Consider the following 12,759-nt stretch of genomic DNA (forward strand, 5'->3'; position numbering starts at 1 on the left):
GTAGAGGGGATATCGGGAAAGCCGCCAGGCAAGGGAGATTGGATGAGGAGGCGCCGTGTCCACTTTACTTCAGGATGTCCGATTCGCTCTACGCACTCTCAGGCGGGGCTGGCTGATCACCGGCCTGGCCATCGTTTCCCTGGCGCTGGCCATCGCAGGCAACGGCATAGTCTTCAGTCTTACCAACGGCCTGCTTTTCCGTCCCCTGCCCTTCGATGATCCCGGCAATCTCATGCTGCTCTGGCTGGATCGCGAGGGGCAAGTGCCGCCCGCCAACTTCACGCCCTTGTCGGAACCTGAGTTGATCGACTATCGCGAGCGCACGCGGGGCTTGGGCCTGCTGGAGGGGTTTCGCGGCGCCCGGGTCAACTGGACCCGGGGGGATCGTCCCGAGCCTCTGATGGGCGAGCGGGTCACCGACGGCATGTTTCAGGTGCTGGGAGTGGACGCCCTGCATGGACGCACCTTTGAGCCCGGAGAAGAGCACGAGAAGGTGGTGGTGTTGCAGTACCGCTTCTGGGAAGAGCGCCTGGGCGCCGACGTCTCCATACTGGGACAGACGCTGCAACTGAATTCCGAGCCCTACACCGTTTTGGGCGTCATGCCGCCCGAATTCGAGATCTTCACGCCCGGAGCCAAGCTGTGGATCCCCCTGCCCCTGGAGAAGGGCCAGGGATCGCGCTCCAACCGCAACCTGCTGGTGCTGGGACGCCTGGCGCCGGGAGTCGGTTTGCCCCAGGCCCGAGCCGAGATCGAAACCGTGTCCAGGCGCCTGAGGGAGGAGCACCCCGAAACCACCAGCGGACACTCGGCGGTGCTGGAGCGTTTTCAGGACCGCATACCCGACGACCAGAACCGCATCCTCATGGCTCTTCTGCAGTTCGCCCTCATCTTCGTGCTGGCCATCGCCTGCGCCAACATCGCCAACCTGCTGCTGGCCCGCGGATATGAGCGCCAGCGCGAGTTCGCGGTGCGGCGGGCGCTGGGGGCCGGACGCCTGCGCATCCTGCGCCAACTGCTGAGCGAGAGCCTCTTCCTGTCGCTGGCCGGCGGAGCCATCGGAATGCTGCTGGCCTACGTAGGAATCCACTTCATGCACGCCGCCTTCGCTCCCCTCATGCCGGCCTTCATGCGTCCGGTGCTGGACACCAACGTAGTGCTCTACACCCTGGCCGTGACGGTGGCCGGAGGGCTTTTTTTCGGCAGCGCTCCGGCGCTGCAAGGTTCCAGGGTGGAGATCTCCGACACCCTGCGCGAAGGAGGCCGGGGAGCTACGGCGGGAGGGCGGCGCCGACTGCTGAGCAAGGGACTGGTGGTGGCCGAAGTGTCCATGGCCGCCGTGCTGCTGGCGGGGGCCGTCATGCTGATCCAGAGTTTCAGCAGCCTGCAGCGGGTAGAAAGCGGGTTCGACACCTCTAACCTGCTCACCATGGGCGTCTCCCTGCCCGGCGAACGCTACAAGGACGAGCAGTCGGCCTCCTTTTTCGAGCAGGCCGCGGAGCGATTGGCCGGCCTTCCCGACGTGGAGGGCGCCACCGCCGCCAGCAGCCTGCCCCGCATGCCCTTCCTGCCCAGCGTTCCCTTCACCCCTGAGGATCTCGTTCCCCGCGACGGCGAATCCCCGCCCAGCGCCCTCTGCATCACGGTGCTGCCAGGATATTTCGAGACCCTGGGCATTCCGCTGCGCTCCGGCCGCCCGCTGCTCGACTCCGACCGCGGGGAGGGCCAGGCCGTGGCCGTCATCAGCCGTTCGCTGGCGCAGCGCTGGTTCGCTGAGGAAGAAGCCGTGGGCGGCCGCCTCCGGGTGCTGGAGAAGGAGCGGCGCATTGTGGGAGTGGTGGACGACGTCATGCAGATCTTCCTGCAAGTGGGCTCGCAAGGTCAAGCCGTCATCTATCTTCCACTGGCCCAGCAGTCGAGGAACTCCATGGCCTTCATGCTGAAGACGCGAGGCGAGGCGGCCCCCGGCCTGAGTCAATCGATCCGACAGGAGATGGAGTCGCTGGAGCGCGACGCCACGGTGGGGCAAATGCTCACATTGGATGCTTTTATCGCCCAGTTCTTCACCGGGGCCCGCGTCATCTCCATCATCATGGGCGGCTTCGGCGCCCTGGCCCTGGTCCTCTCCGCCGTGGGCATCTATGGAGTGCTGGCCTATTCGGTGGTCCAGCGCCGCCACGAGATCGGAGTGCGCATGGCCCTGGGAGCAGGCAAGGGACAGGTGCTGGGTCTTATCACCCGGCAAGGACTGATGCTGACCGCCATCGGATTGCTGCTGGCCCTGCCTGGAGTGTTGGCGGCCCACTATGGAATCTCCTACGTGCTGGCCGGCATAGCCGAGGTGGAAGGGAGCGGATTGGGCGCCGTGGCGCTGGTCCTGGTGCTGGTCGCCGGCGCCGCCTGCTATCTGCCCGCCCGCCGGGCGGCCGCCGTCGATCCCATCCAGGCGCTGCGCTCCGAATAAGGATGAGGCGCTGCGAAGAAAACAAGGTATGTCAGAAACGGCAGTCCGCCGCCTGCTCCCGGCGGCTGTGCCGTTTTGACTGCCTGCCGCTTTGGGGAGTCGGAATGGGTCCCTTTTGGCGGCTTGAAGCACCATTCAAGTCTTTGGATTGGCAAGGGAACGGGCCTCCATTTTTTTGAATCAAGGCCCGCTCAAGCCCTCGGCCATTCGACGCTGCTCACCGCTGACAGCGGCTTTGAGCGCCCCTGGCGGTTTCTGGCACCGTTCTTGCACCTTCTTCCAACCGAGAAAAGATTGATCCGTCTCGATCTCCCTGGAGGAGCCGGGACGGCGACGGCGGTTCGGGGCTGATACCAGTCCCACCGCCAGTATTCCTTGAGTCCGCAGGCTTTTTTGCCATCGATTGAGCGGGCTCGAACCTTTGCACAATCGAAAACCTGACTATTTCAGGGGAGGTTAGATTGATGAAAGTGATTCGTATTGCGATCGTCCTCTTGATCGCCGGCGCACTATCCATCGCCCCCGCGTTTTCCCAGGCTGCCAGCGGCTCGATTTCGGGCACGGTGCGCGACGCCTCGGGCGCGGCGGTGCCGGGCGCCGAAGTCAAGGTGACGAGCGTCGCCTCAGGGCGCGAATGGAACACTGTCACCAGCGATGTCGGCTCCTTTGCGGTGCCGTCCTTGATTCCCGGCGCGTACACCGTTGAGGTGAGCTTGACCGGTTTCAAAACCTTTGTCGCCGAAGGCGTCAAAGTCAACGTGGGTGAAGAGTTCTCCATCGTCGCGACTCTTGAGATCGGAGACATCTCCGAAACCGTGACAGTTACCTCAGGTGTCGACTTGGTCGCCACCTCAGACACTCAGATTTCCACCACCATTCAGAAGCGGCAGATCGACGATTTGCCTCTCAACGGACGCAACCCGCTGGCTTTGATCACCTTGAACGCGGGTACCGCCAACAACGGCTTGACGGGGACTTCCATCGCCGGCGTCCGGATTTCCTTCGTGAACATCAGCCAGGATGGCGTCAACATCCAGGACAACTTCATCCGTTCCAACGCCTCCACCTTCACGCCTAACCGGCTGACCCAGTCGCAAGTCGGCGAGTTCAGCCTCACCACCCAGAACCAGGGTGTCTCTTCGGGATTCGGTTCTTCCCAGGTCAACTTCGTGACCCCCTCGGGAACCAACCAGCTTCACGGAGACGTCTACTGGGTGCACCGCAATGACGCGGCTGCCGCCACCAGTTTTTTCAACAACCTGAACGGTGTCGAGCAACCCAGCTTGATCCGCAACCAGGTGGGATTTTCGGTCAGCGGCCCCGTTGTCAAGGACAAGTTGCTCTTCTACGCCAACTTGGACCTCTTCCGCGAGCGTACCCAGACCGGGACCCGTGCCACCATCCTGAGCCCTGACGCCCGTCAAGGCATCTACACCTACACCACTACGGGCGCGGACGGCATCCCTGCCGGCCAAACCCGCCAGATCGACTTGCTCGCTCTGCGCGGACTAAGCCTGGATCCGACCATTCAGCAGTTGCTGGCGGAAGTGCCTTCCACCTTCAACGACTTCCAGGTGGGTGACGGCGTCAACACCGGCGGCTTCTTCTTCAACCAAGGGAGCAACGAAGACCGCGAACAGTGGGGCTTCCGCCTCGACTACAACCTCAACGACCAGCATTCCTTCGAGGGAATTTTCCGCGACACCAGCGTCATCAACGAGCGTCCTGACATCGACAGCAGCTTCAGAACGACCCCGTTGGTTTTCACTGACAGCGGTCCTCGGTTCTTCTCGACGGCTTGGAACTGGGCTGTCACGCCCACCTTCCTCAACCAGGTCCGCTTCGGCGCCAACCTGAGCCCGGTGGTCTTCGAAACCGATCAGCAATTCCCGCGCGGTTTCAAGATCTCCACGGCCAGCTTCACTACCAACGAGACCAACTTCGAGCGCCAGGGACGCGACACCGACACCTGGAACTTCGCCGACAACGCCAGTTGGCAGCGGGGAGCCCACTCCTTCCGCTTCGGCTTCCAGGGACAGTCGGTCCGCATCAATTCCTTCGCCGGATTCAACGTCTTCCAGGACGTGACCCTGGGAACGGACGCCACTAACGGCTTCGGCCTCAGCGCCGACGAATTCCCCGGCGGCATCAGCAGTTCTTCTTTGAACCGCGCCGACGACATCCTGGCCGACTTGGGCGGGATTCTGGACGACACGACCTTGGAATTCAACGTCCTCTCGCGCGACAACCCGATGTTCGAGAACGCTGCTGACGACTTCAACTGGATCTATGACGTCTATGGCTTCTACTTCGGGGACGCCTGGCGTGTGAGCCCCCGCCTGACCCTCAACCTGGGTCTGCGCTGGGAGTATTACGACCAGTTGAGGGAGCGCGATAACCTGATCACTCAGACCACTCTCGGCCCCGGCGGCGACGCTGTGGCCGGCGTGCTCGATCCCAACGGCGGCGTCGATTTCGTTGACAAGCTGATCAACAACGAAAACAACAACTTCGCCCCCACCGTGGGTTTTGCCTGGGACATCTTCGGAGACGGCAAGACGGCCGTCCGCGGATCCTACGGCATCTCCTACGCCAACGACGAAGTGCAGCGCGCTCCCGGCAATGCCATCAACCGCTTCGGTATCGCCGCCACGGTGACCAGGGACGACCTGACCGGATTGCTTTCGGACGGCGTTCCCACCGTGAACGCTCCGGCCTTCAAGCTGCCGCTCAGCTTCGTCGACGACATCACCAACCCGGCTTCGCCGTTCTTCGTCACGACCAACCCGGCCGCCTTCAACGTCGACCCCAATCTGAAGGTTCCCTACATTCAGACCTGGAGCTTCGGCATTCAGCGCGAAGTGGGCTGGGACACGGCTGTCGAGGTCCGCTACGTGGGTACCCGGGCCGTCGACCTGGTGCGGTCTTTCGACTTCAACCAGGTGCGGGTGCGCGAGTCGGGCTTCTTGACCGACTTCATCAACGCCCAGAACAACGCCGCATTGGCCCAAGCCGCCGGCCTGGGATTCAACCCCGCCTTCAACGCCAGTATTCCGGGCAGCGTTCCGCTTCCGGTCTTCGATCAGTTGGCCTTCGGCGGACTGTTGAACAACGGGACTATCCGCACTTTCATTCAGCGCGGTGAGCCTGGAGAGCTGATGGCCATCTACTTCACCAACGGGCTTTGCGGCAACGTGCTGTGCGGCGCCAACCCTAACGTGTTCGTGGCCGACGTCGTGACCAACCAGGGCTTCTCCAAGTACCATGGCGGAATCATCGACGTGCGCCGTCGCTTCTCCGACGGCCTGCTCTTCAACGCCAACTACACGTTCTCCAAGTCGCTGACCAACGCCTCGGGTGTGGGACAGACCAACTTCGAGCCTATCCTCGATCTGGCCAACCCCGACTACGACGTCTCCCGGGCGGTCTTCGACATCACCCACAACTTCAACGCCAATTTCGTCTATGAACTGCCTATCGGCAGCGGGCACCGAGTGAGTTCCAGCAATGGATTCGTCAACAAGGTCCTGAGCGGATGGCAGATCAATTCGATCTTCAATTGGCGCAGCGGCGATCCCTTCGGCATCATGTCCAACCGCGGTACGCTTAACCGTGCCGGCCGCTCCAACGGCCGCAACACGGCTTCCAGCAACCTGGACAATTCCGCCATCAGGGATCTGATCGGGGTGTCCAACGGCCCCAGCGGTCCGATCTTCATCGATCCGTCGCTGGGCGGCACCACCTTCACGCACCCCGCTCCCGGTCAACTTGGAAACCTTGAGACGCTGGCCTTCAACGGTCCCAACAACTTCAACTGGGACTTCGGCATCATCAAGCGCACCCACGTGACCGAGGATGTCAACGTCGAGTTCCGTGCCGAGTTCTTCAACTTCACGAACCACACCAACTTCGGCATCGGCAACTCCGCCCAGACTTCCAATACTCTGGAGCTGGACCACTCCACGTTCGGTCAAATCACCGGCACCAACACTGCCGCCCGTGTTACCCAGTTCTCGCTCAAGATCAACTTCTAAGCTAAGACTGGTGTAGACTAAAAGTCCGCCGGGCTCACCCGCCCGGCGGACTTTCTCGTTTACAGACACCTTTCCAAGGAGTTGACATGTCGAGCATTCCCCCATCCATCAAGCGGGTGCTTTGGCTGAGCTTGGCCGCGGCCTTGTCGGTAGCCCTCTCTGCCGTCCTCTGGACGCACAAAGCGGATGCCAAGGAGAAAATGGAGCCGGAAGAGCTCATCCAGCGCCATTTGAACAGCATCGGCGAGGAAAGCGCCGTCCGCCAGCGCAACAACATCTGGGCTGAAGGCACCGGGAGGCTGGAGATCGTCTCTCCCGGAGAAGGAACCGCCGAGGGCGTTGTGCAACTGGTCTCCCGAGACGGCGACCTGCGCTACAGTTTCGCGGTGGCCCGCGCTGACTACAACGGCGAAGGGGCCGTGGTGGAAGACGGCAAGGTGACGGTCGCCTATGCGACTCCCGGAGAGCGCTCCTTTCTAGGAGAGTTTCTCTTCTCCCAGAAAGTCGTCCTGCAGGAAGGCCTCTTCGGAGGGGTCTTGTCGGCGGCTTGGCCACTGGCCGACGACCTGGAAGCCCGCAAGAACGCCCCTAAACTCAAGTATCAGGGCAGCAAGAAGTTCGGCAACACGAAGGCCCATGTCCTGCGTTATGAGCCGCGGCGGACAAGCGTCAAGATCACGCTCTATTTCGACGAGGAGAACTTTACTCACCTGGGCACCGAGTATGAGCTGCGAGTGCCCGCTCCGCCCTCGGCCACGCCGACCGATACCGCGCGTCTGCGCGACAGCCGCATCCACGTGATCGAGTATTTCTCCGACTTTAAGGAAGTGGACGGATTCTATCTGCCCACGCAATGGAAGGTCGAGCACAACCTCTTCGGAAACGGGCCCGGCACCCTGTGGCAGTGGATTCATCGCTTCGAGCGGATCGTCCACGGCGCCGAATTGCCCGCCAACGCCTTTGCCATCAGCGAATAGGCCGGGAAGGCCTTCCGCCGCACAGCGCCCCTCAATCTGAAACTTCGGCGGGCGCTAGCCGTCGATAGCTTAGAAGGCTAACGAGCAGAGACATTTTCGGAGCAGCACGATGAGCATTAACCCCAACAGCAAATCATTCACAGAACGGATACTACTGATCCTGCTGATCTGCTTCTTCGGCTTCTCGGGGCTGCAAGCCCAATCCAGCGAGGAAGGCGAGGACTACTACAAGAAATGGCTCCAGCAGGACGTCGTCTATATCATCACCCCGGAAGAGAAGGAGGTTTTTCTCGACCTGGCAACACCTGAAGAAAAGGACCAGTTCATCGAGCAGTTCTGGCGGCGGCGCGACACCGATCCCACCACGGCCATCAACGAGGCCAAAGAGGAGCACTACCGGCGCATCGCCTACGCCAACGAGAACTTCCACTCGGGCGTTGCCGGATGGAGGACCGACCGGGGCATGATCTACATCCGCTTCGGCGAACCCACCGGCATCGAAAAGTATCCCGAAGGCGGAACCTACGCCCGCAAGCCCGAAGAGGGCGGAGGATCGACCTGGGTCCATCCCTTCGAGGTCTGGTTTTACAACCACCTGCCAGGAGTAGGTTCGGGTATCGAGATCGAGTTCGTGGACGTCTCCCGTACCAACGAATACCGCATCGCCACCAATTCAGACACCAAGGACGCCCACTTCCTCATTCCCACAGCCGGCTACACCCTGGGTGAGATCCTGGGAACCGTCAATCGCCGCGACCGCGTCACCAACACCAACCTGGGCAACCCCATCGCCTACGATCCCGCCACCAGGCCGCTGCGCTACCGCGACTACCCCATGAACCGGCTGATCGAGCTGTACAAGCTTCAGAGCGCTCCCACCACCGATTACAGCGACCTGCAGAAGATCGTCTCGACGCGCGTGCAGTACGAGCAGTTGGACTTCGATGTCCGCTCGGATTACATCCACGCCTCCGAGAACTTCTCCATGGTTCCGGTCACCCTCTTCATCGACAACAAGAACCTGACCTTCGAAGCCCATCGCCATGAGGAAAGCCTCATGGCGGCCAATCTCGAGATCTACGGTCAGGTCGAAACCCTGGGCGGACGCATCGCCTACACATTCGAAGAAGACATCGAGCGGATCGTCGAGAAATCCCGTCTCGAGTCTGATCTGGCCGGCTACTCCATGTTCCAGAAGTCGCTGCCTCTTCAGCCCGGACGTTACAAGCTTTCGATGGCTGTCAAGGACAAGGCCTCCGAGTTGACCGGCACCAAAGACCACCTGCTTCTGGTTCCCAAGGCCGGAACAGAGGGTCTGCGCTCCAGCAGCGTCATTCTGGCCCAGCAGGTCACCCGCCTGGAGGAGCCCGACTTCAGCCAGCCGTTCGTGATGGGGCAATTCAAGGTGGTTCCGGCTGAGGACGACCGCTTCTCGGCCCAGGAACAGTACGCCTTTGCCTACTTCGAGGTCTACAACCTGGCCCTCGACCAGGCTGCTCAGAAGCCCTCGGTTGAAGTCGAAATCAGGCTTTTCAAGGACGGCGAGGAGTTGATACCCTGGTCTCAGATCGAAGCCGGCGTGGGATGGGAATTCGATGGTGACCGTTTGCTGGTCTACAAGACCATTCCCTTCGCGGGACTGCAAGAAGGCAAGTACCGCATGGATGTCCGGGTCACCGACCAGGTGGCGGCACAGAACCTGACCGAGACGGTCGACTTCGTGCTTACCGATTCCAGTTCGATACCGGCCCAGTAGACCGACAAGCGAAACCCAAAGAAGCGTCACGCCCCGCTCAGGCCGGGGCGCGACGCCGCCGCATTCTCTCCGAGGACGCGATGTGAACGCCCATCGGGCCGCCATCCTGATCTGTCTGCTGCTGTCTCTGGGACTCTTCGCCGACGCGCTCCTTCCCTCCCGAACTCTGCTGCCCGCCGGATTCCTCTACCAACGCCAACCCTGGGCCTCTGAGCATCCCAATCTGGCCGGCGATCCCGCTCAACAGTACGACCTGCTTTACCAGTTCTATCCCTGGGCCCTCTTTTTCCGGGAGTCGATGCTCAGCGGCCAGCTCCCCCTGTGGGACCCGCACACCTATCTGGGGACGCCTTTCTGGGCCAATCCCCAGACCGCCGTGCTCTTTCCGGGGACCTGGCTGCACCTGGCGGTTCCTCCTGAGACGTCCTTCACCCTGCTCTTCATGCTCAAGGCGGCTCTGGCCCTGACGGGGATGTTCTTGTGGCTGCGCCGCCGGGGACTCCCGCCTCCCGCTTCGCTGCTGGGAGCCGCGGTTTTCGCCCTTTCCACTCACACCCTGGTTTCGCTGGCCTTCCCTTACTCCAGCGTCAGCGTGCTCTTTCCTTGGGCGCTGCTGGCCCTGGACCGCCTGCTGGAACGATGCCACGCGGGTCCCTCCTGGGGCCCTTGGGCCGCTCTGGCCTTGGCTTGCGCCTTGCTCGTCTCGGCGGGCCAGCCGCAGTCGGCCTTGGCCGCTTTTCTGGCCCTGGCTCTCTTCGGCCTGCTGCGCCTCCTGCGGCCTCCTCCCCATTGGCCGTCAGCCGCCTCGCCCTCCTGGCGACACCGGCTGCGGACAGCCCTGCTGGCGGCGTCAGCCGCTTGTGCCGGGGCGCTGCTGTGCGCCGTGCAATGGCTGCCCGCTCTCGACTACAAAGCCGAGGGACTGGTGGGCGAGGGGCCGCGCATCATCTCTTCAGGACTGCCCTACCTGCCGGGAAACCTGCTCAACTTCCTCGTCCCCGACCTCTTCGGTTCGCCCCTCAGGGGCGACTTCTGGGGATTCCCCGGATATCACGACGCCGCCTTTTATTCCTCTCTGACGGCTCTGCTGCTGGCGCCCTTCGCCTTCCTGCGTCCCCGATCGCCCCAGGGGCCCCTCTTTGCCGCCCTCCTGGCAGCGCTGTCGCTCGGAATCATGCTGGGGCTTGCTCCCCTGGAGAACCTCCTGGACTTGCCCGGCCTGGACCTGATCCGCCGCAACAAAATGGCTTTTCTGGCCGTTTTCGCCCTGGCCATGATGGCGGGCCAGGGCTGTCATCACCTGACCGGCGGCAAGCCGCCCCGCGCCGCCGACCGCGGCGCCTCATCCTGGAAGCTGCTTGCAGCCTGGGGAGTCGTTCTGCTCCTGGCGCTGTGGGCGGCTCTCCTCTACTTCCAGGCCGAACGCCTGCACTTCAGCGGCCAGACCCTCCTCGAAGGCGCGCCCTGGATGGCTCTGGCCGTTATGGCCGCCGGGCTGGCAACGCTGTTCTTGGCGCCTTATCGATGGCGCGGGTGGCTGCTGGCCGGGTTGGTTTGCGGCGAGTTGTTCCTGATGGGCTACGCCAAGAATCCGCGTGGAAGCGCCCCAGCGCTGTACCCGCCTTTGCCCCGTCTGCGCCAGCAACTTCAAGGAGAGTTGCCGCGCCTCTATTCCACCCGCCACACCCTGCTGGCTCCTAACTCTTCCATGGTCTACGGCCTGCAGGACGTGCGCGGATACGATGTCATGACGCCCCGCAACCTCTTCCGCTTCATGCAGGCCATCGATCCTTCTCTGGGTGACGAGTGGACGGCACTTCAAGCCCTTGACCGTAATGCCATGCATCCTCAGCGGCGCATGACCCTGGCTTTCGACCGCGCCCTGGCATCTTCCTGGGGCCCTGCCCTGGAAGGCTATCTGAAAAGCGAGTCCTACTGGTCGGTTACGGCCGCCAGCATCACCCGCCCTCACCTCTTCAACCGGCTCAACGTCGAATGGCTGTGGACGCGGGATGGAGAGGCGCCGGCGGGCTATCAGCCGGTGGAGGAGAGCGGCCCCGTGAGGCTCTACCGCAATCCCTTGGCGCAGCCCGCCCGGCTCTTCTTCAAATGGCGCCATGCCGATGGCCCCCAACAAGCCTTGCAGCGGCTGCAAAGCTTGCAGGACGCTGAAACCGCCCTCATCGAATCCGGCTCGGACGATCTCGCCGTACCTGCCCAAGGGCAGGCAGCAACCGACGCGCCCCCCTCCTGGGATCTGCTTGAAAGGTCCAACCAGCGCCGTCTGTACCGTGTCTCCACGCCGGCTCCGGCCCTCTTTGTCGAGTTCGAACGCCACAGTCCTGGATGGCTCGTCAAGACCGATGGGGAGGAAAGACCGGCCCTGCGCGTCGATTCCCTCTTCCGAGGCGTGCTGCTGCCTCCCGGCCGGCATCGCGTGGAATTCTCCTACCGGCCCGCCTCTTTTAGCCGAGGCGCCATCCTCAGCCTCCTGGCTCTGCTGCTGGTGTTAGGGGCAGCGCTGGCCGCCCCAAGCCGAAAAGCCCTTGCGGGCGTCCGTAAAAGTAGATAACGCGAGTTGCAGATCTTGGCAGTATCTCGCAGACTAAAGGCTCACCAACCAGGAGAAAACAGAGATGAAGAGAACGCGTATCATTACCATAGTCGGGCTTTTTTTCTTGCTGCTTGCGTCGGTTTCGGCTGCCCAGGACTTTTCTCAAGTCGAAATCGAGGCCACCCACGTATCCGGAAGCGTCCACATGCTGGTGGGACAGGGCGGCAATATCGGCGTGACGGTGGGCGAAGACGGCATCATGATCGTGGACGACCAGTTCGCCCCGCTGGCCGACAAGATCAGGGCGGCGCTGAAAGACCTCAACAGCGGCGACCTCAAGTTCGTCCTCAACACCCACTGGCACTGGGACCACACGGGCGGCAACCAGGAGTTCGGCAAAGAGGCCACCATCATCGCCCACCACAACGTGCGCAAGCGGCTGAGCACGACCCAGAACGTGCGCGGACGCGTGGTGGAGCCTTCACCTCCTGAAGCCTGGCCCGTCATCACCTTCGACGAATCGGTGTCAATCCACTTCAACGGCGAAACCATCGAGGTCATGCACCTGCCCCATGGACACACCGACGGCGACTCCATCATCTACTTCACCGGATCGAAAGTGGTGCACATGGGCGACCATTTCTTCAACGGCTTCTTTCCCTTCGTCGACCTGGACAGCGGAGGAGACGTGCGCGGCTACGCCGAGAACGTGCAGCAGGTTCTGGAGATGATCCCCGACGACGTCAAGGTCATCCCCGGCCACGGCCCCCTGGCCGACAAGGCCGACCTGCGCCGCTTCCACGGAATGATGCTGGACACCATAGCCACCGTCGAGGTGCACATGGCCGACGGCAAGAGCCTGGAGGAGATCAAAGAAGCCGGCTTGGACCCGAAGTGGGAATCCTGGGGCAAGTTCTTCATCAACGAGGACGCCTGGATCGAAACCATCCACGCCAGCTTGAGCCGTGAGTGAT

At 62.4% G+C, this 12,759-nt stretch carries 6 protein-coding genes; all 6 read left to right on the forward strand.

Going from position 1 to position 12,759, the window contains the following annotated elements; genetic code table 11:
- Positions 1 to 55 precede the first annotated feature (55 nt).
- The 6 genes from VLU25_16250 (at position 56) to VLU25_16275 (ending at position 12,758) form a co-directional block, all read left to right on the forward strand.
- Positions 56 to 2,464, forward strand: coding sequence for an ABC transporter permease (locus tag VLU25_16250; GenBank protein ID HSR69488.1), 2,409 nt, complete (start codon positions 56 to 58; stop codon positions 2,462 to 2,464).
- Positions 2,465 to 2,928: 464 nt separating this feature from the next.
- Positions 2,929 to 6,498 carry a TonB-dependent receptor gene (locus VLU25_16255; GenBank protein ID HSR69489.1) on the forward strand — a complete coding sequence of 1,190 codons (3,570 nt, stop codon included), beginning with the start codon at positions 2,929 to 2,931 and terminating at the stop codon, positions 6,496 to 6,498.
- 86 nt (positions 6,499 to 6,584) lie between these two features.
- Positions 6,585 to 7,475, forward strand: coding sequence for a hypothetical protein (locus tag VLU25_16260; GenBank protein HSR69490.1), 891 nt, complete (start codon positions 6,585 to 6,587; stop codon positions 7,473 to 7,475).
- A gap of 109 nt (positions 7,476 to 7,584) precedes the next feature.
- Complete coding sequence (locus VLU25_16265; GenBank protein HSR69491.1) at positions 7,585 to 9,231, forward strand: GWxTD domain-containing protein; 1,647 nt, start codon at positions 7,585 to 7,587, stop codon at positions 9,229 to 9,231.
- 82 nt (positions 9,232 to 9,313) lie between these two features.
- Positions 9,314 to 11,803, forward strand: coding sequence for a hypothetical protein (locus VLU25_16270; protein ID HSR69492.1), 2,490 nt, complete (start codon positions 9,314 to 9,316; stop codon positions 11,801 to 11,803).
- 64 nt (positions 11,804 to 11,867) lie between these two features.
- Positions 11,868 to 12,758, forward strand: coding sequence for an MBL fold metallo-hydrolase (locus VLU25_16275; GenBank protein HSR69493.1), 891 nt, complete (start codon positions 11,868 to 11,870; stop codon positions 12,756 to 12,758).
- The last annotated feature ends 1 nt before the right edge of the window (position 12,759 follow it).

It is taken from the genome of Acidobacteriota bacterium (assembly GCA_035471785.1).
GTDB lineage: Bacteria > Acidobacteriota > UBA6911 > RPQK01 > DATIPO01 > JANQFM01.

Bases quoted from the DNA above. Each gene is read 5' to 3' on its own strand.
- VLU25_16260 (HSR69490.1), top strand. From the start codon at position 6,585: ATGTCGAGCATTCCCCCATCCATCAAGCGGGTGCTTTGGCTGAGCTTG.
- VLU25_16265 (HSR69491.1), top strand. From the start codon at position 7,585: ATGAGCATTAACCCCAACAGCAAATCATTCACAGAACGGATACTACTG.
- VLU25_16275 (HSR69493.1), top strand. From the start codon at position 11,868: ATGAAGAGAACGCGTATCATTACCATAGTCGGGCTTTTTTTCTTGCTG.
- VLU25_16255 (HSR69489.1), top strand. From the start codon at position 2,929: ATGAAAGTGATTCGTATTGCGATCGTCCTCTTGATCGCCGGCGCACTA.